We start from the raw sequence: 19,835 nt of genomic DNA on the forward strand, positions 1-19,835 counted from the left end.
ATTAAAATAATAAATTCAATAGTTGCATTTTACAAGTATTTTTGATTTAATTTTATTAGAGGTGATTGAATGGAAAATAAACGCGAAATTTTTCACATACTAACACGAAGATTTGGCTTATTAAACAAAAATTGCTGCACTGTTGGATCGTTTGAAATTTCTACAATCCAAAGTCATATAATTTATGAAATCGATAAAAAGAAAACACCTTCTATGCAACAAATAGCTGAAACACTCGCAATGGATATTACAACATTCAGTCGTCAAATTCAAACACTTATTAAAATGGATTTGGTGAGAAAAACACCGTCTCCACAAGATAAACGTGTATCGATTTTATCGTTAACAACACAAGGGAAATTTGTCGCAACAACAATTGATGAGTCCATGAATACCTATTTAGAAGAAGTATTTTCACATATGAATGATTTTGAAAAAGAAACTGTGCTACGCTCTATTCAACTACTAAATGAAGCTATGTCCAAATCAAAAGTATGCTGCACCCCTCTTTACTAAGCAAGAGCAATCTTACTTTTCATTTTCGAAATATAGTTGTACTTTGCAACTAAATAAATTTGATGGAGGATTTTCAAATGGAAATTAAATTAACGGTTAAATCACAAACTTCAAGTTGTTGTTCAGCTACTCCTGAACCAACTACAACATGCTGTGGATCTACTGAGCAAACTAAAAAAGAAACAACAAGTAATGAAATGGCATTTCATTTAAATAAACAATATCCTGTGGCAATACTTGGTGCAGGTCCAGTTGGTTTAGCTGCAGCAGCACATTTAGCAGTAGCTGGTGAATCTTTTATTGTTTTAGAAAAAGGTGCTGACGTTGCGAAAAATATAAAATCATGGCAACATGTTCGTCTATTCTCTCCTTGGCAATATAATGTTGATAAAGCAGCTAAAGAGCTTTTACAAAAGCACGGCTGGAAAATGCCACAGGAGGATGAGCTTCCAACAGGTCAAGAAATTCGCGAACACTATTTACAGCCACTAGCCAATATCCCTGAAATTAAACCATTCATATCATTTAATACAACAGTGGTTGGTATAAGTAAAAAAAATCACGATAAAATGAAGTCTGCTAACCGTGATCAGGCTCCGTTTGTTTTATATATTGAACAAGACGATGAAACAAAACAAATTTTAGCAAGTGCAATCATTGATGCTACAGGCACGTGGACTCAGCCAAATCCGATTCTTTCAGATAATGTATGGACAAAAGCTGAAAAGCAATTAGCTAATAATATTTTTTATGGCATTCCAAACGTAGATGAATTGAAAAATCGCTATTCAGGAAAACATGTCGCTGTTGTAGGTGGCGGACACTCTGCGATTAATACAATTTTAGAGTTAGAAAAGCTTAAAGATGTTGAAATTACATGGATTTTACGTAAAAAACGTGTGGAAGATGCATATGGTGGTGAAGACAAGGATGCACTTGCCGCACGAGGTGAACTAGGTAGCCGAATTCACAACTTAGTTGATGAAGGTGAAGTAAAAGTATATACACCTTTCTATATTCAGAATCTTGAACAAACAAAAGATGGCATCATCATCAAGGGCAAAGGTACAAACGGTGAACAACAACTTCCTGTAGTTGATGAAATCATCTCCAATACGGGTAGTCGTCCAGACTTCTCTTTCTTAAATGAAATTCGATTATCGATTGACGCTGCTGTTGAAAGCGTAGAGACGCTTGCACCACTGATTGACCCAAATGAGCATAGTTGTGGTACCGTGCGTCCCCACGGCGAGCTAGAGTTGCGTCAACCAGAAGCTGGCTTCTATATTGTTGGTATGAAGAGTTACGGACGCGCACCAACGTTCTTAATGGCAACTGGCTATGAACAGGTTCGCTCCATTGTCGCTTATTTAACAGGTGATATAGAGGCTTCGCGTAAGGTGGAGTTAGATTTACCTGAAACGGGTGTATGTAGTTTAGATTTAAGTGCATCTAATACCAAAACAACATGTTGCTAATTAAAAGGGCCACGCTAGCTGAACTAGTGTGGCCCTTTTAATTAACAAGAAAGTCTTGTCCATGTACATTAAATTCTAATCAACAATATGGTCCAAAAACGCGAACTTCTTATTGAAGAATCGCGTCCGAATGTTGAATAATATTGATTTATATTAACTGGTTAATGAGTACTATTTAATTCACCATTTTTTATTGGTTTAATTGTAGAATAAATTAACTCTCCAGTTTCGGAAAGTGCTCTAATGTTTACAGGCATTAACATCTCATAATCTGATTTAACAAAGAAAAATTGCGCTCCCACACTGTTAATGATCAAAGCATCTTCAAAGAAGCCTTTCTTTGTTTCAACTTCTATTCTCTTAATAATAGGATTGATAATTTGACCAAAATAGTAGGATCTGTTTCGTTCCTTTGAACCTGATGCACTCCAAGTAAATTCATCATCTTCAATAGGTGGAAAATATGTTGAAATTAATGTAGATTCTAATCCCTCATCATTTCTTAACTCCCAATTCCCCAACCAATTTTGCTCTAATCGAGCCATCATAATTGAATCCCAATTTCTAAGTATGGTTAACCAGTCCCCATCTATTTTTCTAACAAGATAGACCTCTTCTGTTGCAGAAGACCATTTTTCCGTAAATTTAAATACATCCTCTTCTGTGGGTGGTTGTTTGTGATTATAAATTAGAAATACAGTTATCGATACCGTTAATGTTACTATCCAAATAAATATCTTCCTCAATTAATCCCCCCTTTTTTTCTGAAAAAGGCGAACTTCTTTTCAAGACTCCCGATTGTGGAATATTGTTTTTATGTATCCCCAAATTTTTCATTTGAGAGCGTTTATTGAATTTACTATTTTTATCCTTTTTCACTAATTTTGTATAATTTATTTTGCGATAAACATGAAATATTGTTTAATAAGATTTTTTATCAGTGGATTAATTCCTTCAGGTAACTCACTTACTCTAAAAAACATTACTTCGGTAGTTTCTTGACCATCTGCTTTAAGAACACCACCTTTAATTTCTTTTGAAATATATGCAATTGTAACAGGGTAAAATTGGTCGCCGTTTGGTAACTTCACAAAATGCTGTTTTCCAGAATAGACACCCACTAAATCAAGTTTACCTATTTCAAGCCCTGTTTCTTCTAATACTTCTCTTCTTCCTGCTTCTTCAGTAGACTCTCCTAATTCGATAAATCCGCCGGGAACACCCCATTGCCCATCATTTCTTCTTTGCAGCAATAAATCTCCATTTTCGTTAATCACAGCTACCGCAACTCCAACTAAATTGAGAGGTTGGTTACCCACAATCTTGCGTAAATCTTCAACATATCCCATAGTTTATCCTAAAAAAATATAATAAGTGTTTACCAATTATATTTCGATAAATTTAAAAATTTTCCTTTTGCAAACCTTGCAAAACACTTCCAAGGCCTCATTCGAAAGCATTTCTTAAAAAAATGTTATTCAACAATATGGCCCTATAACGGAAAAACGCGATCTTCTTATTGAAGAACCGCGCCCGATTGTTAAGTAATATTAGATTTTTATTGGTTAATTCTAAATACACATATCTTGGGGACACATTACAGATGAAGCAAACCTTTGATGGCATTTAAATACATAATTGACCTATCAAAAAAACTTTAAAAAATGTTGAAACTATTTCTCGTTTTTTCCGTCGGTACAGGGCATTACATAATAAAGGAGACTTAATAATGAAGAAAAGTATCAAAAGGAGGTCTTTCATGTTGAAAGCCAAACTAACAATAGTAGGGATTATTTTAATCATTATTGCTGCAAACCCATTCCAAGCACAAGCGGCTACTCAGTTTTCTGATGTGAATAGTCATTGGGCGAAGAAAGAAATCATGTATTTATCTGATCTCAATATTATCGGTGGCTATCCGGATGGAACATTCAACCCGAATGAGCCGATCACGCGATCACAAGCATCTGCTATGCTCATCAAAGCACTTAAGATTCCGCTGAACGAAGATACATCAATTCAGTTCAAGGACGTGGCGAAAGATTCCCCTTACTACAAAATTCTCGCGACGGTGAATGAAAAAGGAATCCTTCGCGGTAACAATGGCTTCATGCGTCCCGGAGAAGAAACATCACGCGCGCAAATGGCTGCAATCTTACGTCGTGCATTCGACATGCCGCTTGATAAGCAACCGACATTCATTGATGTCACACCAGCAAACTGGGCATATCAGGATATCAACGGAATCGCAAAACAGCGTGTAGCAGGTGGTTCTAACGGCAAATTTATGCCAAAAGACGCTGTCACACGTGCGCAGTTTTCGGCATTTTTAGTGCGTGCAATGGATGATAAAATGAAATTAAGCAACTATCGTTCATATGTCAGCATAAAAGGTAAAGCAATTGAACAGGATGGCTTGCTCTACTCTATCGCTAAAGACAAAGATGGTTATAATCAAATTATTAAAGAAAATATGGAAACCGCTAAACAAGAGGTTTTATTAAAAGATGAAGACATCCCACGTAGTACTTGGGATTATTCCCCTTTGTACTTGCATAACAATACTCAATTGATTCTCTATAACAATGAAATTTTTATTCCTTATCATAGTGGCGATTTTGCTGAAGCAGACGAAGTTCCATATGCTTATGCAGTAATGAAAATGAATACAAATGGACAGGAACTGAAGAAAATGAAAGAACCTTCAGGCAGTAACTTCCGTAATATGTTCGTTTGGAACGACCGGATTTTCTATACGGATGTAGATGCAGAGAATTGGAATTACTTGAATCGTCGTATTGTACAGGACAATGAGAAATTTGTGGACAGCAAGCTAGAACTTTATTCTACAAAGATGGATGGCAGTAGTGATAAGAAAAAAGAATTCAGCTTTGATGCGCGTATAACTTTTGATGTATACAGTTACAGTTACGGGGATGGAACACCTATCGAGGCGGGTGGAGAAAATAAATCTGTATTATATGACCATTCTTCAATTTATTACTTTAACAATAAAGGTATCTTCAAATATAGTTTGCTTGATAAAACGACAAACAAGCTTTCCAATGTTTTAGCTAAGGATATGAATATTTCAGATACACAATTAGTTGTGACAGATCTAAACGGAAAGAAACATACACTAAAGAAATAACCTATAAACAAAAAAGTGGTCTTTTGATAAATCGTACTTACTTATGGTACAGTTCACCCATGTTAATCCAAAAGCCTTTTAATTTACCAATGAGTCCTTTGAATTCTTATTCAAGAAAAGCGCCCGATTGTTGAAGATCGTTATTCAACTAAAGGCCCTGGAATCGAAATATTGGAGCGAAAAAAATGCAAGTTTACAGCGTTAATAAATTTTCTCTGTATACAGGTTTTTATTCAAATAACAACTCATAACGTTTTCTCCAAAGTCTTATTGTTGCTATGTTTATATACCATTGCATAAAAAGCTGTATAAACAAGGTTACATACAAAAACCCACAAACGTTGATTTAACAATGTTTGTGGGTTTTCTGTACGTGTCCAAACTTTTATTTGGGAACGTTTATTAAGTTTGTTTTGTATACGCTATTAGTTCTAATTGTAATTAAGAATTATAGTAACTTGTTATGTTAAATTGGAATATTTCAGTTTCAAAATTATTTCTTTTAATAACGTCAGTTGCAAACTTTTGTACTTCTTTTTTGGTTTTTTCATCGAACTTATCGTGTGGTAACACTAATTTTATTATGACGTTATTGTCTGAGGATACTTCCCCCTGTATGGCAACATCATAACCTAATTCATTTAAACTTAGCATGATGTCTCCCATTAAATCATTGTAACTTAGCCTTTGTGAAACATGATTTCCTTCTTTTTCCGAACTATAAAAACTTGTTATGTTAAATTGGAATAAATCAGAATCAAAATCATTTTGTTTAATAACGTCAGTTGCTATTTGTTTTATATCTTCTTTAGTCTTTTTATCAATCTTGTTACTTCCTAATTTCACGATTACTTCAATGTTTCTGTTAGGCAAAACAGCATGGTCTAAAGTAAATCCGTAATTTTCCGCACGTAAACTTTTGCTTATCTGTGCCATCAAGTTTTCTAATTCATGTCTTTCCCCTTGTGATAACTGAAAATCACCATTAGTACCTTCTTTTTCTTTACCAGAAACCTGTATATATAAAAATAAGGATGCTAAAACCAGGAATAGTGAGACAAAGCCGATTACTCTATTTGTCCCTTTTTTTATAACAACACCTCCCTATTTTAAGGTATGCCTATATTTTTTAAAAAGAAGATAAAAAGGTTCTTGCTTAACTACTCTACGTTGTTAATTAAAGAAAAAATGCACCCAAAGCGATGTTTGGTCACATTTAGAAATATTTATTGCACTAAGCCTTTTTATCAAACTTTATTATAAATCAAATTAATGCTTCTTTGTTGTTCTATTGGTTGCAGCAATCTTTATAATTTAAAGTACTTATACATCCTTAGTTGTATAAAGTGAAGGAGGACTCCAAATGAATAAAGTTGTATTAATTACTGGTGCTGCAACAGGTTTAGGCCGTGCAACTGTTTTAAAATTAGCAAAGCAAGACTATAAAATCGCTGTTGTAGATTTTAACGATGTAGAAGGTCAAAACACTGTGACAATGGCCAAAGATTTAGGGGCGGAAGCGATTTTCATTAAAGCGGACGTATCAAATGAAGAGCAAGTAAAAAATTATGTGCAGCAAACAATCGAAGCTTTTGGCAAAATTGACGTATTTTTCAACAATGCAGGCTTAATGGTGCCATTCCGTTTAATTCATGAATATGATGAAAACGAGTATGATCGTATTATGAATGTAAACGTGAAAGGTGCATTTTTCGGCGTAAAATATGTGATACCACATATGCTTAAAAATGGCGGCGGAACAATTGTGAATACCGTTTCTTCAAACTCTTACAAGCCAACAGCATATAACGGTGTCTATTCAATGTCGAAGCACGCGGTAAATGCTTTAACTAAATCAATCGGTCAAGATTACCAAGAGAAGCAAATTTTCGCTGTCGGCGTAGTACCTAATGCGATGCTTACGAATATTGCAGCAAATGCAACAGTAACAATGAACGAAGAAATCGGCAAAGCGATTTTCGTCACTACACCACCAAACATCGCAGCAACGCCAGAGGAAGTAGCAGATGCAATGCTGTTCGCAATGAACAACAGCAAAATGTTAAACGGCTCAACGATTAACTGTGCTGGTGGTCAAATCTTTAACTAATGTTGCAAGCAAACATTGCGAAGGAATCTCAATATGAAGTATGGATTAACGAATCTATGCCTATCGGTCGTGTCGCTGAACCTGCTGAAGCAGCATTATGGCTTATATAAGAGCAATCTTCATTTGTACTAGGACAAACATTAAATGTTGATGGTGGTTGGACAGTCAATTAACTAAATCAACAATATAATCAACTGAAAATCAAGATCAATAAAACTTTCATATACAAAATATCATTCAACTATTAAAGCAGCTGAGATTAAAATGAAATCTTAGCTGCTTTAAGTTTGATCTTGAATTTTCAATATATATATTAGATGACAGGATGAAACCATTACTTTAGCATCTTCTTCTGTAAAGAATTAGGTTTAAACGGATTTTTTTGTTACTGATTTGGTCATCATTATTGCCTCTCCTAGTTAGATTAAATAACACTTGTCAATAACTAAGATAGTACAGCCTGAATATTATCGCCTGTTCAAAGATTCCACTTACCTCTTGCGACACATCTGTATACTTATTTTTTTAACTCTTCGTTTACAAACTGCTGTATACGAGCACCGATCGCATCCCGTACTTGCTGGAACACTGCCCATTTTTCTTCCTCTGTACCCGTAGCTTTAGCGGGATCTTCAAATCCCCAATGCTCACGGCGCACACCTGGAGGAGTCATTGGACACTTATCCGCCGCATCTCCGCAAAGTGTTACGACTAATGTTGCTTTGTTTAAAATATCTTGGTTAATTAAATCCGAAGTATGGTGAGTAATATCGATTCCTACTTCATTCATTGCCTTAATCGCATTGGGATTGACACCATGCGTTTCAATTCCAGCTGAATACACTTTCCAATCTTCCGGTAATAGCTTTTGTGCCCATCCGTCCGCCATTTGTGAACGGCATGAATTTCCTGTACATAAGAAATATAGTGTGTTTATTGTCATATTATAAACTCCTTTAAAAGATTCGTAATGTAATATAAAGTCCCATTAATGTAAAAATTAAGATCGGCACCGTTAACACAATCCCTGTTTTAAAGTACGTACTCCAAGAGATTTTCACACCTTTTTGAGACAATACATATAACCAAACCAGTGTCGCAAGTGACCCGATTGGTGTAATTTTTGGACCTAAGTCTGAGCCGATAACATTAGCGTAAATTAATGCTTCACGTAACGTACTATCCGTCGTCGTTTCTGCAATCGCTAAAGCATTGACCATCACAGTTGGCATATTGTTCATGACAGATGATAGAAATGCCGCGATAAAGCCCATTCCAACTGTAGCTGCAAACAAACCTTGCTCTGCTGTCCATTCAATTACACTAGCTAACATAGGGGTTAATCCTGCATTGCCTAGTCCGTATACAACAACGTACATCCCGATTGAGAAGAATACGATATTCCAAGGTGCCCCTTTCACAACGGCTTTTGTATCCACGACAGCACTTTGTCTTGCCATGACTAAGAAGAAAATCGCGATAACGCCTGCTACGAGCGAAACCGGTACACCAATAAATTCACTTGAGAAATAGCCAACTACTAAAATTGCAAGTACAAACCAAGATAACTTGAACATTTTCATATCTTTAATCGCAAGGCGTGGTTCCTTTAACATCGATTCATTGTATTCACGTGGAATCGATTTGTTAAAGTAAATCAGCAGTACAACAATCGTTGCCGCAAGCGAGAACAAGTTCGGAATAATCATACGTGAAGCATACTCCACAAACCCAATATCAAAGAAGTCTGCTGATACGATGTTGACTAAGTTACTCACTACAAACGGTAAGCTCGTTGTGTCTGCAATAAAGCCACTCGCCATAATAAACGGGAAAATCATTTTTTCGCTAAATTGTAAATTTCGCACCATCGCTAACACTATTGGCGTTAAAATTAGTGCCGCTCCGTCGTTCGCAAATAATGCAGCCACAACCGCTCCAAGCAAACTGACAAACACAAACATTTTTACACCATTGCCTTTTGCTGCCCGCGCCATATGTAATGCAGCCCACTCGAACAGACCAATCTCATCTAATACAAGTGAAATTAAAATAATTGCAATAAACGATAATGTGGCATTCCATGTAATATCTATTACTGTCCCGACATCGTTAAAATCGACCACACCAACAAGTAATGCAACGATTGCTCCAGCCATTGCCGACCAGCCAATATTCAGTCCTTTTGGCTGCCAGATGACAAAAATCAGGGTAATGATAAAAATGAGTGCCGAAATAACAAACATATTCATATTTTAGCCCTCCACACAGTCACTGTTAATTTTACATCCACATGTCGAATCCTCATTAATTGAAGCAAGTATATTTTGCATTAATGAAGTTTGATTTTCATGAATACGGTAATGCTTCCACGTCCCGACTTTACGTTCTGTAATAATGCCAGCTTCCTTTAGCTTTCGTAAATGCTGACTCACAGCAGGCTGTGAAATTTTAAGGACGTCCGTAAAATCACATACGCATACTTCCCCTTTTTTCAGACAGGCTAAAATGCGTAAACGATTGGCGTCCGCAACAGCCTTCAACTGCTTTTCCATTAAATCGAGCTCCATCATATCCCTCCATAGCTATATAATAATATGCTTATATTATGATTAAAAAATAAATCACTATATAATGATATGCTTATATTATGTTATGACCATTATTTTTGCAACCCTATTATTTACTATTGCATCAAAGAAATGAGAAAACAGTTCAGTTCGCAAATCCTTTTTTTAGATAAAAAAGACTCACTTTAGAAAAACGTTGATTAAAAATGAAAAGGGCTTCCATATTCCGGAAGCCCTTTTCATTATTCTTTTACTCTTATAAGCCGTAAACTATTTAGCGATACCAAAAGTGTGGCTCCCATATCTGAAAGTATGGCAATCCACAATGTTAACCAGCCGGGTATTACTAAAAGTAGCGCAAGGAATTTAATACCTACCGCAAAAGCAATGTTAACCTTAATAACATTTAATGCTTTTCGGCTTAACTTTACAGTGAATGGGAGTTTTTTTAAATCATCGCCCATTAAGGCAACATCAGCGGTTTCTAATGCTGTATCGGTACCAGCACCACCCATCGCAATACCTACTGTAGAAGCTGCTAACGCAGGTGCATCGTTTACACCGTCGCCTACCATCGCTACATTGCCATACTCAGCTCTTAATTTTTTTATAAAACTCAATTTATCTTCAGGCATTAAGTCGGCTTGTATTTCTGATACCCCAACATAGTCACCTATTGCCCTAGCAGTTCCTTTATTATCACCCGTAAGCATGATTGTTTTTTGAACGCCAAGTTGATGCAATTTATTAATTACCTCTTTGCTTGATTCACGGACTTCATCAGCAACAGCAATAATTGCAAGTATTAATTTTTCAGTTCCAATTACCATCACAGTTTTACCTTGATTTTGAAATTCGGTTACATCCTGTTCTAGATTGTGACTGAAATTTATCGAGTCCATCTCCTTAAATAGTTGGGGACTACCAATATAATAAGTTGTTCCCTTAATTGTACCCTTAACGCCTTTCCCTGTAATTGAAGTAAAGTCTTCTACTACAACACCCGTAAAAGAAATTGAATCATTTTCTGCTTTTTTAACAATTGCCGATGCAAGGGGGTGTTGGGAACGATTTTCAAGCGCCGCAATCACTGCAAGTAAATCTTCTTCATTTATATTATTTTCAGTCATTTTATAATCTGTAACAACGGGTATACCTTTTGTTAAAGTCCCTGTCTTATCAAATGCGATTGCTTTTAAAGCGCCCATTTCTTCTAAATAAACGCCACCTTTAATAAGGACACCCTTATTAGCTGCATTTCCGATTGCCGAAACAATAGAAATAGGTGTAGAAATGACGAGTGCACATGGACAACCAACTACTAAAACGGATAATCCTTGATAAACCCCAATTTCCCAACTACCATCAAAGAAAAGAGGTGGCACTACTGCAACTAAACCTGCGATCAGCATAATAATGGGTGTATAATACTTTGCAAATTTATCTACGAATGCCTGTGAAGGTGCTCGTTCAGCTTGTGCTTCCTCAACTAATTCAATAATTTTTGAAATGGTTGTATCTTCGACTAATTTTGTTATTTTAACTTCAAGTAAACCTTCTTCATTTAATGTACCTGCAAATACTTCATCATCTACTGATTTACCGACAGGAACTGATTCACCCGTAATAGCGGCCTGGTTTACAGAAGAATAACCGTTTACGACAACACCATCCATCGCAATTTTTTGACCAGGTTTTACAATCATGATGTCCCCGACTGTGGTTTCTTCTACATGAAGCATTAATTCTTGACCATTTCTTCTAACGAGGGCCTCTTTTGGAGCGATATCCATTAATGAGCGAATTGATTGTCTTGCTTTCTCCATTGAATAGCGCTCGAGTGCTTCGCTGATCGCAAAGAGAATCACAACAATCGATGCTTCTGCCCATTCACCGATGAACGCTGCACCAATTACAGCAACTGTCATTAAAGTTTTCATATCAAAATCAAGATGACGCAAATTTTGGAAACCGACTTTAAAAAGAGAGTATCCTCCAATAACAATTGATGTGATAAACAATAACGAAGTGATGAGATTATCTTCCCCGTTTATAAACTGTGAAAGATAGCCAAAGACAATAAATAACCCGGCATACATTAAAGTACTGTGCTTTTTATAAAAAGGTACTTTTACCTCTGTAAGTCGATTATTTCCATTCGTATAATTGCCTTCTTCGCGAACAGGCTTATCAGGAATCACTTTCAGATTCTCAAAAGCACCTGCTTTTTCTAATTCCTCGATTGTCGCATCCCCATACACGCTAATTTTCGAAGCGCCAAAATTCACCTTTGCTTCCTGAACCCCAGTTAGTTCTTTTACATTGCGCTCAAACTTCCCTGCACAGTTTGCACAGGAAAAACCCTCAACTCTATATACCTTTTTATCCATTAATGAGTCCGTTGAATTATTCAACTTGAACACCTGCCTTTTGATGGGCAAATGCTATTTCAATAAGTTGTTTTACATGATCGTCATCCAATGAATAATAAACTAATTTCCCTTCTTTACGGTATTTAGCTATTCCGAGATTTTTAAGTAGTCTTAAATGATGTGAAGCTGTAGCTGTAGTTGCTCCTACAATATTGGCAACGTCACAAACACACAGTTCATTTTGTGACAATGCATAAGCAATTTTAATTCTTGTATCATCTGATAAGGCTTTGAAAATTTTGGCTACTTCTATTGGGTTTTCCATAGATAATTTCTTTTGAATCCAGACGACATTGTCCTCATTTATACACGTGATTTCACACACATCATTTGCTTTCTGCAAAGTATTCACCTCTATATTCTAATATACGTTTGATTGTATATATTAGGTTATGCTTCTTCATCCAAATAGTCAAATGAATTTTTGAATGAAGTATCGATGTTATTCGACAATAGAATAAATTGTATTATCCTTGATTTAAAGGCAAATTTGTATAAAGAGATTTACTCCAGGGTAGACTTTTTAAAGAAAAATCTGGAGGTGCGTTTACGTGTTAGAGAAAAAATTAGCAGTTCATGAAACAATGGAATTTCATGAAGTTATAAACTTTATGACAACTAGTTTACTTAAATCGAAGTTAAGTCAAGGTGTTGTCTTTGATGATGATTTAAGGGCTTTATTAGATAAAAATGTGAAATTATCTACCCCAGCACTTGCCGCAATGGTTAAGCTCTACTCTAAATCGGAACTGGTATATTAGGAGGTCAAATTTATGGAAGACTATTTAGATCCGATCAATTCAATCGGAATGCCTGAACTAACGGATTCGGGAGTTGCGCTTGAGTTTTTGCTTACAACAAAGACGGGAATTCGAAATCTTTCAATCGCCTTAACCGAAACAGCTTCCCCAGCACTGCAAAAAATCATGAGAACGCAACTCAATGTGATGATTGATCTATATTTTGAGATTTCTGAGCTTATGATGAAAAAAGAATGGCTGAAGCCTTATCATCTAGAAGGTCAAAAAGAGTTGGATATTAAATCTGCTGAAAATGCGATAAGTATTGCACAGTTGGATTTATTTCCTAAGAGCATGAATCGCAAAGGAATGTTCCCTACCCCACCAAAAAAGTAAACGGAAACGAGGGATTTTTTAATGAAAGCTGTTACTTTTCAAGGTATAAAAAATGTTGAGGTCAAGGAAGTAAAAGACCCTAAAATTAAAAAAGCCGATGATATTATAATCCGTCTAACAACAACAGCTATTTGCGGATCTGACTTGCATCTGATGCATGGAATGATACCAAATATAGGCCAAGATTATGTCGTTGGGCATGAACCAATGGGAATTGTAGAAGAAGTCGGCAAAGATGTGACGAAGGTTAAAAAAGGTGACCGGGTTGTCATTCCTTTTAATATTGCCTGTGGTCAATGCTGGTATTGTAATCACGAGCTGGAAAGTCAATGTGATAATGCAAATGACAATGGTGAAATGGGCGCCTACTTCGGTTATTCAGATACAACAGGCGGTTTTCCTGGAGGACAGGCAGAGTATATGCGTGTTCCCTATGGCAATTTTCTCCCTTTTAAAATTCCGGAGAAATCTGAAGTTCCTGATGAAAGTCTCGTTCTCCTTGCCGATGCTGCCTCTACTGCTTTTTGGAGTGTAGAAAATGCCGGTGTGAAAAAAGGAGATACGGTTGTTATTCTTGGTTGCGGACCTGTTGGGCTATTGGCGCAAAAATTTACTTGGTTAAAAGGTGCAGAAAGAGTAATCGCAGTTGACTATATAGGATATCGTCTTAAACACGCAAAGAAGACAAACAAGGTTGAAATCGTTAATTTTGAAGACCATGAAAATTGTGGTGAATATTTAAAAGAGATTACAAAGGGCGGCGCGGACGTTGTCATTGATTGTGTCGGGATGAGCGGAAAAATGACGCCATTAGAGTTTCTGGCAAGTGGTATAAAACTGCAAAGTGGTGCTATGGGAGCGATTGTGACCGCCAGTCAAGCAGTACGCAAAGGAGGAACGATCCAAATTACCGGTGTTTATGGTGGCCGGTACAACGCTTTCCCACTCGGTGACATCTTCCAACGCAATGTAGCAATACGCACCGGACAAGCCCCTGTCGTGCATCTCATGCCTCATGTCTATAACTTAATCGCTGATGGTAAGGTGAATGCAGGTGATATTATTACACATGTCCTCCCACTTGAAAAAGCAAAACATGGCTATGAAATATTCGATACAAAGCAAGATGACTGTATAAAAGTTGTTTTAAAACCTTAAATATAAGTATTCGGTACTTTTGTAACTACTCTTTGCAAAAGTACTTTTTTATTATAATAATTACCTTCTCTCCACCTACTTATCACGAGAATAATCTTCAGCCACCCCTTTAACAATTTAACGCCATCTCCCCGAAAAGGTATTTACAATTAATTCGACACATTTTATATAAATTCCATTAAATATATCAATTTATTAATAAACATTTGCTCTACATAAAAATATTACCAGTATTATTATCCTACAATAACTAGTAATATATATTTAGAATCAAAAAGGAGGATTTACCGCGTTGAAGAAAGCATTTAAACTTGGTTGTGGCGGATTTTTAGCCCTTATTATATTAATAGTAATCATTGCCGTGTTCAGTGATGGAGAAACATCTGAAGTGGATTCAGATACAAAAGTTGAAGCGACAACTGAACCGAAAGAAAACGCAGCAGATACAAAAGAAGCTGTAAAAGAAGAACCAAAAGAAGAAGCAAAAGAAGATAATGTACCGCGCGAATATAAATCTGCGTTGAAAAAAGCTGAAATGTATGCGGAAACAATGCAAATGTCTAAAGCTGGTATTTACGATCAATTAATTTCGGAGTATGGAGAAGGTTTTCCTAAAGAAGCTGCGCAATATGCAATCGATAACCTGGAGTTTGACTGGAAAGCGAATGCATTAGAAAAAGCAAAATCATACGCTGAAACAATGGCAATGTCTGACTCTGCTATTTATGATCAATTGATTTCCGAATACGGAGAAAAATTTACGGCTGAAGAAGCACAGTATGCAATTGATCACTTAGAATAAAATGAAAGCCTTCCTTCGAATTGATGGAAGGCTTTTTTCGTTAAAGTTCATCGATTTCCTTAATGACCGTTTTTAACAAATCAATTGAACGGACAGGATCGCCCTTATACTGCAGGCTGTGATCCGCTCCTTCCAGTAGTCTTGACACCAGTTTTGGATTATTGGCGAATTGACGATATCTTTCCGCATTATAATGCGTGTCATCATCCCCAATAAAACATAAACTTTCGTTACGGCTGTGTAACATTGATTCAAAAACATCATCCCGATTAAGAAGCGGCGTTAACCATACAGCCTTTGCATTATGAAAGATTTCTTTGTCTAACAATGAAGCCATAGCAATCGTTCCTAGAGACTTTCCAACAAGATAATAGCCATCATATGAGTTCTCTTCTAAAACTTTATCAATGACTGTACCTACATCATGTTTAATCGCTTCCACGAGCTCATCCATAGTGAAGGAATCATAAAACTTATCGTTATACGTATAATTCACCTGCAGCACATCCACCGATTTATGTGAAAACACGCCCGTCGAATAATGAAGAAGTGGTGCTTGCGCGGTATAGCCAGCTCCAGGAAGCAAAATCGCCAATTTTGAGGCATGCTCATCGGTACTTAAAACAGTATAATCAATATCCTTACCTTTATAACCTTTGATAAAATCTGTTTTAACTTTAAACATATATAACACCCCTCCTATAAATTATTTATTACTTGGTTCAGTTGCATTTTGATCGACATCAACGGTCCATGAAACAATTGTTGTACTGTCCCGTACACCCTTTGCTTCAACCTCCTTTAATAGCTGCCTTACAGAATCGTTTGGAGACTGGGCATGGTCAAATACATTCATAATATCCTTCGGGTTATCAAATGTAGTATGAGGACATTCCGTTAGTCCGTCCGTTGTCAAAAACAGCTGATTCCTTCCTTTTCGCAATTCTCTGCGACCCGTACTGTAACACGGCACATCCAATTCAAATGTATTGACACTCCCGATCCACTCGTAGAAATTTCTTTGATTTAACTGATATTGCTGCATTTCAGCCAATTCGGGATGAAATAAATGAAAAATACAGTCCCCAACTGAAAACCACCAAATATATTTGTCTTTCCTTAACACGATCAGACATGCCGTTTCCCCTTGTACTTCACGGCAACGGGCTAAAAAGAGCGGATTTTGAAAAATATGTAGGATATGATGATCTAATTCCAGAAAAGCTTCAGAAAGTGGCTTGTTAAAAATTGAAGTCAGATTATGTACTTCTTTCGTAAAAGTTTCCACGACAAGTTCGGCACTTTCCGCACTGTTATGAGCATCCAAAATCATGACAAATTCCCAATTCTGTTCTTCATTCACCCAGACGATACAACCATCCTCGTTTTTATATTGCCCTGCTATTGCCCTGCTGATGAATTGCCGCCAAACCGTCCAATTGTAAGATTCTTGAATTGCTGAATGTGCGGTAAATCTACAAAATGCGTTTCGCTCCCTACCCAACTGAATTTGAACATTTCTACTAACCTCCTTATACTCTTTATAGATTTCCATAGTATAGCACCAATAAAATGAATTTGTAAAATATGGAATAAATTTAGGGGGGAAAGGTAGGAAATTCGCCACTTTATATAACAAAAAAGCAATCGGTTCCCCAATTGCTTTCATCATTTTTTATTAAACTTCTACACGGTAACGCCAATTTGCGTGTTTAACATCCTCATAATTGATATACGCAACACTTGCTTCAATGACGTCGTTTAAATTCAGGCTATGATCCTTTGCAAATTCTTTCAGGCTATCCAGTAATTCTTTATCGCATGTCGTCCGGAATTCGATGCGATCTTTAGGCCGGTTTTTTTTGTCGTAAACGATTGAACCGGATTCGATTAAATTACTATAACCATTTTCCAATAAATAACCGATATGTGTGTCATATTTTTCGGCAAGCTGCTTTAAACTGTTAATAATTGCCGCGCTCATTCGCGTTTTGTACCGGATTCTAGATTCATCTGTTGTTTGAATCAGTTTCCCATTATGTATCTTCCACATTGTCATTCTCCTATCAGCAATTCGTTACGTATATTATAGCCATTATTGCACAAAAGAAAACACTCCTTATGGCATAAGGAGTGAAAGGCGTAAAGTTGCGGTCGGTATTGCCTATTAAGTTGTAATGTTTCGTACGTTAGTTTAACATCATATAAAACGTTTGAGCTGAAATTTTCAATGGTATATCTCAATTCGTGTATGCATTTCGCTCGCCTAACTTTTGCTGGCATCTTTCGAAAATCTTCGTTAAAGCATTTTTGTTCATTAATTGCCTAAAATAAACTGTGAATGTTGCTTTATAAACGCATACAACGAAGCTAATAGAAATCATCATATAAACAATCTAAACTAGTGGTTAACTTACATCTACTCTTCAGTGACCGCAACTTTACTTACAAGTAATATACCACGTCAAAACATCCTTAAACCTAATTTGCGAACTTTTTTTTCGGAATTTCAATGATTCAAGTATATAATAGTAGGAACGGAGGTGTCTTAGCATGCTAAAAATTAAAAAGATCGAGTTTATTAAAGTTCTGTATGATGACGCATTAGCGCAAAATATCTTTTCAATCGCGAATATTACGTTTTCAAATAGAAATCCGATTCAAGGAGCCCTCCTCTACTGGCAGCAAAATGAATCAAAGGAACCTTATACAAAAGAAGGCGATTACAAGTTTTTCTATGACTTGGCAAAAGCGCAATATTTTGCTGCTGTAAAGTTTCCGAAAGACTGTGAGTTAACACGGGATGAACGCCAGGAACTTGCCTATATCTTACTGGAAGAGCGCGGAGCAATCGGGACGTATAGTTTTGTTTCGACGAAGCCAAAAGCAACTTTCCATTTAAATAGTGCTTTTCAGGAAATTCCGTTCCCTGCACAGTTTTCGGTAGATGATTTTAATGATCTGTCCATTGTGAAACAAATGGAATCGAATGATGAAACTGTTTACGAGCAGCTTCCATATGACCGTGTATTTTTAGAAGCTTACCGAAACTGGTGCCATCAAGCAGTCCAGTTGCATCCTTCCCGCTTGACGGCTTATTTTCAATACTTGCCGTTTACGTATGTAAGTTATGCGAACCCGCTTCTATCAGAGCAGTTTATAATCGATTATTTGCCCGAAGTGGATCTGGAAGCACTCCAGTATAACAAGCCTGTACTTGCGCGGTTGTCGATGTCCTTTAAACGTTATTTAGTAACAACATTAATGGCCAACAAAAAGCGTTTGAATCCGGATTTTGTCGATCAACTGGATGACTTCATTGGAAGTAATGTCTTTTATAATTCATTTGAGCTTATTTATTTACCGGAAGCCGATGAAATCCCGGATATGGATATGCAGCTCTTCGAATATGACCGAGGTTCGTATAAATGGTCTGGCAGTGAGCATTTAGTGAAAGGAATTCCGTCACTAGTCAGTCAGAAGTATAACCGGTATGGGGACCGACGATTAACAAATGCAGAAATGGATAAAAAATTTAAGGCATACAGTGACGAACAAAAACAGTTATTTACCGCAATTGCGGAGCTGCATTGGCTGAATAAGTACAAAAATGAGCTGGATTGGTCTTACATTTGCCAATATAATGTGCATTTAACGGAACAATTTTTAACGGCGCATATCAATTATGTCGATTTTAATGCGCTGGGCCAAAACACGGATATTGCAGTAAATGAGGATTTTTTATCGACCTATTTACACCGGTTTAACCATCAAAAAGCGGTTCCGTTAATAATCTCTCATTTAACAGAGCAGTTCTATTTAACACATAAAGATGAAATCAAAGTCGATCTCGATTTGCTGTATAAATATATGGACAATATCGATGAGGAAGAGTTTTTGCGAATTGAAAGTTATTTGCTTGATTAATAAAGGGCTGCTTTGTAACTCGATTACGAAGCAGCCTTTTTGATTTACAAAGAGCCAAACAATAAAAAAATCAATCTACAACGGATTCGTAGATTGATTTATAACAGTAGATTAAGTTGTAATTTCATAAACACCTCGATGCAGCATGGCGTAATTTGCACATATGTGGGACATTTCCATCGTCAGATCTGGCTGGATATAGTGGATGTTCACGAGTTCGATTGAATGAATCGGCATTACATCCTTATAATAAACTGTTTCGGTTTGAGGACTAATCATTTTGTCTCATCTCCTGTTCCATTGCATAGCCGTTATACGCAAGTAATTGCTGATAGGAAAGCTGATTTACGTAATACCGGAAATTTAATGGCTGTAATCCAAACTGTTCACACTTTTCTACATACATTTTATACCCTTTTTCAAAATAACTCATTGTTCTTCTCTCCTTTGTTATATAACAGTTTTTATTTGTAAATTAAATATATAACAGTTTAGGGGCAGTGTCAATGAATTATCTGAATCTTTATTTTACTTTCGGAAATTTTCGACAAGGGT

Annotated in this window: 22 protein-coding genes; 9 read left to right on the forward strand and 13 right to left on the reverse strand. The window is 36.4% G+C overall.

Features of this window, described 5'->3' with window-relative positions; genetic code table 11:
* The first annotated feature begins 69 nt into the window (after positions 1-69).
* The gene (locus AC6CH1_RS06850) at positions 70-516 is read left to right on the forward strand and encodes a MarR family winged helix-turn-helix transcriptional regulator (RefSeq protein ID WP_251687963.1); all 447 of its coding nucleotides are present in this window, start codon (positions 70-72) and stop codon (positions 514-516) included.
* 77 nt (positions 517-593) lie between these two features.
* Positions 594-1,994 (forward strand): NAD(P)-binding domain-containing protein, encoded by a 1,401-nt coding sequence (locus AC6CH1_RS06855; RefSeq protein ID WP_498316737.1) that lies wholly within the window; start codon positions 594-596, stop codon positions 1,992-1,994.
* Between the two features lie 161 nt (positions 1,995-2,155).
* Here the strand turns inward: AC6CH1_RS06855 and AC6CH1_RS06860 are convergent, their stop codons facing one another.
* Positions 2,156-2,740, reverse strand: a complete 585-nt coding sequence (locus AC6CH1_RS06860; RefSeq protein ID WP_498316739.1) for a hypothetical protein — start codon at positions 2,738-2,740, stop codon at positions 2,156-2,158.
* Between the two features lie 147 nt (positions 2,741-2,887).
* A complete protein-coding gene (locus tag AC6CH1_RS06865; RefSeq protein ID WP_498316741.1) occupies positions 2,888-3,343 on the reverse strand; it encodes an NUDIX hydrolase in 456 nt (151 codons plus the stop codon).
* A gap of 410 nt (positions 3,344-3,753) precedes the next feature.
* Here AC6CH1_RS06865 and AC6CH1_RS06870 point away from each other — a divergent pair, with 410 nt between their 5' ends.
* Positions 3,754-5,145 (forward strand): S-layer homology domain-containing protein, encoded by a 1,392-nt coding sequence (locus tag AC6CH1_RS06870; RefSeq protein WP_498316743.1) that lies wholly within the window; start codon positions 3,754-3,756, stop codon positions 5,143-5,145.
* 441 nt (positions 5,146-5,586) lie between these two features.
* On the opposite strand, the gene AC6CH1_RS06875 is transcribed toward AC6CH1_RS06870, so the two are convergent.
* Positions 5,587-6,081: a hypothetical protein gene (locus tag AC6CH1_RS06875; protein ID WP_498316744.1), complete on the reverse strand. Its 495-nt coding sequence runs from the start codon at positions 6,079-6,081 to the stop codon at positions 5,587-5,589.
* Positions 6,082-6,508: 427 nt separating this feature from the next.
* Between AC6CH1_RS06875 and AC6CH1_RS06880 the strand changes: the two genes are divergently transcribed.
* On the forward strand, positions 6,509-7,255 hold the full coding sequence (locus tag AC6CH1_RS06880; protein WP_498316746.1) for an SDR family NAD(P)-dependent oxidoreductase: 747 nt from the start codon (positions 6,509-6,511) through the stop codon (positions 7,253-7,255).
* Positions 7,256-7,772: 517 nt separating this feature from the next.
* Here the strand turns inward: AC6CH1_RS06880 and arsC are convergent.
* From arsC to AC6CH1_RS06905, 5 genes are all read right to left on the reverse strand, one after another.
* Complete coding sequence (arsC, locus tag AC6CH1_RS06885) at positions 7,773-8,198, reverse strand: arsenate reductase (thioredoxin) (RefSeq protein ID WP_498316748.1); 426 nt, start codon at positions 8,196-8,198, stop codon at positions 7,773-7,775.
* A 13-nt stretch (positions 8,199-8,211) separates the two neighbouring features.
* Positions 8,212-9,507 (reverse strand): arsenic transporter, encoded by a 1,296-nt coding sequence (locus tag AC6CH1_RS06890; RefSeq protein WP_498316750.1) that lies wholly within the window; start codon positions 9,505-9,507, stop codon positions 8,212-8,214.
* 3 nt (positions 9,508-9,510) lie between these two features.
* Positions 9,511-9,825: an ArsR/SmtB family transcription factor gene (locus tag AC6CH1_RS06895; RefSeq protein ID WP_251687946.1), complete on the reverse strand. Its 315-nt coding sequence runs from the start codon at positions 9,823-9,825 to the stop codon at positions 9,511-9,513.
* 242 nt (positions 9,826-10,067) lie between these two features.
* A complete protein-coding gene (locus tag AC6CH1_RS06900) occupies positions 10,068-12,215 on the reverse strand; it encodes a heavy metal translocating P-type ATPase (RefSeq protein WP_498317750.1) in 2,148 nt (715 codons plus the stop codon).
* A 16-nt stretch (positions 12,216-12,231) separates the two neighbouring features.
* Positions 12,232-12,600 carry an ArsR/SmtB family transcription factor gene (locus AC6CH1_RS06905; protein WP_339199373.1) on the reverse strand — a complete coding sequence of 123 codons (369 nt, stop codon included), beginning with the start codon at positions 12,598-12,600 and terminating at the stop codon, positions 12,232-12,234.
* Positions 12,601-12,808: 208 nt separating this feature from the next.
* Between AC6CH1_RS06905 and AC6CH1_RS06910 the strand changes: the two genes are divergently transcribed.
* The 4 genes from AC6CH1_RS06910 (at position 12,809) to AC6CH1_RS06925 (ending at position 15,353) form a co-directional block, all read left to right on the forward strand.
* Positions 12,809-13,018 (forward strand): spore coat protein, encoded by a 210-nt coding sequence (locus AC6CH1_RS06910; protein WP_340801224.1) that lies wholly within the window; start codon positions 12,809-12,811, stop codon positions 13,016-13,018.
* Positions 13,019-13,030: 12 nt separating this feature from the next.
* Positions 13,031-13,393: a spore coat protein gene (locus AC6CH1_RS06915; RefSeq protein ID WP_079526734.1), complete on the forward strand. Its 363-nt coding sequence runs from the start codon at positions 13,031-13,033 to the stop codon at positions 13,391-13,393.
* A gap of 21 nt (positions 13,394-13,414) precedes the next feature.
* Positions 13,415-14,551, forward strand: a complete 1,137-nt coding sequence (locus AC6CH1_RS06920) for a zinc-dependent alcohol dehydrogenase (protein ID WP_427709852.1) — start codon at positions 13,415-13,417, stop codon at positions 14,549-14,551.
* A gap of 292 nt (positions 14,552-14,843) precedes the next feature.
* Positions 14,844-15,353 (forward strand): Ltp family lipoprotein, encoded by a 510-nt coding sequence (locus AC6CH1_RS06925; protein WP_498316752.1) that lies wholly within the window; start codon positions 14,844-14,846, stop codon positions 15,351-15,353.
* 40 nt (positions 15,354-15,393) lie between these two features.
* On the opposite strand, the gene AC6CH1_RS06930 is transcribed toward AC6CH1_RS06925, so the two are convergent.
* The 3 genes from AC6CH1_RS06930 to AC6CH1_RS06940 all read right to left on the reverse strand — a co-directional run bounded on the left by AC6CH1_RS06930 (position 15,394) and on the right by AC6CH1_RS06940 (position 17,406).
* Entirely contained in the window at positions 15,394-16,038 is a 645-nt protein-coding gene (locus AC6CH1_RS06930; protein ID WP_498316754.1) for an alpha/beta family hydrolase, read from the reverse strand.
* A 21-nt stretch (positions 16,039-16,059) separates the two neighbouring features.
* Positions 16,060-16,716 (reverse strand): PP2C family serine/threonine-protein phosphatase, encoded by a 657-nt coding sequence (locus AC6CH1_RS06935; RefSeq protein ID WP_498316756.1) that lies wholly within the window; start codon positions 16,714-16,716, stop codon positions 16,060-16,062.
* A 315-nt stretch (positions 16,717-17,031) separates the two neighbouring features.
* Positions 17,032-17,406: an rRNA methyltransferase gene (locus tag AC6CH1_RS06940; protein WP_251687934.1), complete on the reverse strand. Its 375-nt coding sequence runs from the start codon at positions 17,404-17,406 to the stop codon at positions 17,032-17,034.
* Positions 17,407-17,906: 500 nt separating this feature from the next.
* On the opposite strand from AC6CH1_RS06940, the gene AC6CH1_RS06945 reads away from it, so the two are divergent.
* On the forward strand, positions 17,907-19,280 hold the full coding sequence (locus tag AC6CH1_RS06945) for a nucleoside-diphosphate sugar epimerase (protein WP_498316757.1): 1,374 nt from the start codon (positions 17,907-17,909) through the stop codon (positions 19,278-19,280).
* A gap of 111 nt (positions 19,281-19,391) precedes the next feature.
* Here the strand turns inward: AC6CH1_RS06945 and AC6CH1_RS06950 are convergent, their stop codons facing one another.
* Together AC6CH1_RS06950 and AC6CH1_RS06955 are read right to left on the reverse strand one after the other, a co-directional pair.
* A complete protein-coding gene (locus AC6CH1_RS06950) occupies positions 19,392-19,559 on the reverse strand; it encodes a hypothetical protein (RefSeq protein ID WP_251687929.1) in 168 nt (55 codons plus the stop codon).
* Positions 19,552-19,713 (reverse strand): transcriptional regulator, encoded by a 162-nt coding sequence (locus AC6CH1_RS06955; RefSeq protein WP_251687927.1) that lies wholly within the window; start codon positions 19,711-19,713, stop codon positions 19,552-19,554. The genes AC6CH1_RS06950 and AC6CH1_RS06955 overlap by 8 nt, the downstream gene beginning before the upstream one ends.
* Positions 19,714-19,835: the final 122 nt, after the last annotated feature.

This window comes from Solibacillus sp. GQ1 (genome assembly GCF_059758555.1).

Bases quoted from the DNA above. Each gene is read 5' to 3' on its own strand.
- AC6CH1_RS06850 (WP_251687963.1), top strand. From the start codon at position 70: ATGGAAAATAAACGCGAAATTTTTCACATACTAACACGAAGATTTGGC.
- AC6CH1_RS06855 (WP_498316737.1), top strand. From the start codon at position 594: ATGGAAATTAAATTAACGGTTAAATCACAAACTTCAAGTTGTTGTTCA.
- AC6CH1_RS06865 (WP_498316741.1), bottom strand. From the start codon at position 3,343: ATGGGATATGTTGAAGATTTACGCAAGATTGTGGGTAACCAACCTCTC.
- AC6CH1_RS06870 (WP_498316743.1), top strand. From the start codon at position 3,754: ATGTTGAAAGCCAAACTAACAATAGTAGGGATTATTTTAATCATTATT.
- AC6CH1_RS06875 (WP_498316744.1), bottom strand. From the start codon at position 6,081: ATGGCACAGATAAGCAAAAGTTTACGTGCGGAAAATTACGGATTTACT.
- AC6CH1_RS06880 (WP_498316746.1), top strand. From the start codon at position 6,509: ATGAATAAAGTTGTATTAATTACTGGTGCTGCAACAGGTTTAGGCCGT.
- arsC (WP_498316748.1), bottom strand. From the start codon at position 8,198: ATGACAATAAACACACTATATTTCTTATGTACAGGAAATTCATGCCGT.
- AC6CH1_RS06890 (WP_498316750.1), bottom strand. From the start codon at position 9,507: ATGAATATGTTTGTTATTTCGGCACTCATTTTTATCATTACCCTGATT.
- AC6CH1_RS06895 (WP_251687946.1), bottom strand. From the start codon at position 9,825: ATGGAGCTCGATTTAATGGAAAAGCAGTTGAAGGCTGTTGCGGACGCC.
- AC6CH1_RS06900 (WP_498317750.1), bottom strand. From the start codon at position 12,215: ATGGATAAAAAGGTATATAGAGTTGAGGGTTTTTCCTGTGCAAACTGT.
- AC6CH1_RS06915 (WP_079526734.1), top strand. From the start codon at position 13,031: ATGGAAGACTATTTAGATCCGATCAATTCAATCGGAATGCCTGAACTA.
- AC6CH1_RS06920 (WP_427709852.1), top strand. From the start codon at position 13,415: ATGAAAGCTGTTACTTTTCAAGGTATAAAAAATGTTGAGGTCAAGGAA.
- AC6CH1_RS06930 (WP_498316754.1), bottom strand. From the start codon at position 16,038: ATGTTTAAAGTTAAAACAGATTTTATCAAAGGTTATAAAGGTAAGGAT.
- AC6CH1_RS06940 (WP_251687934.1), bottom strand. From the start codon at position 17,406: ATGTGGAAGATACATAATGGGAAACTGATTCAAACAACAGATGAATCT.
- AC6CH1_RS06945 (WP_498316757.1), top strand. From the start codon at position 17,907: ATGCTAAAAATTAAAAAGATCGAGTTTATTAAAGTTCTGTATGATGAC.
- AC6CH1_RS06950 (WP_251687929.1), bottom strand. From the start codon at position 19,559: ATGATTAGTCCTCAAACCGAAACAGTTTATTATAAGGATGTAATGCCG.
- AC6CH1_RS06955 (WP_251687927.1), bottom strand. From the start codon at position 19,713: ATGAGTTATTTTGAAAAAGGGTATAAAATGTATGTAGAAAAGTGTGAA.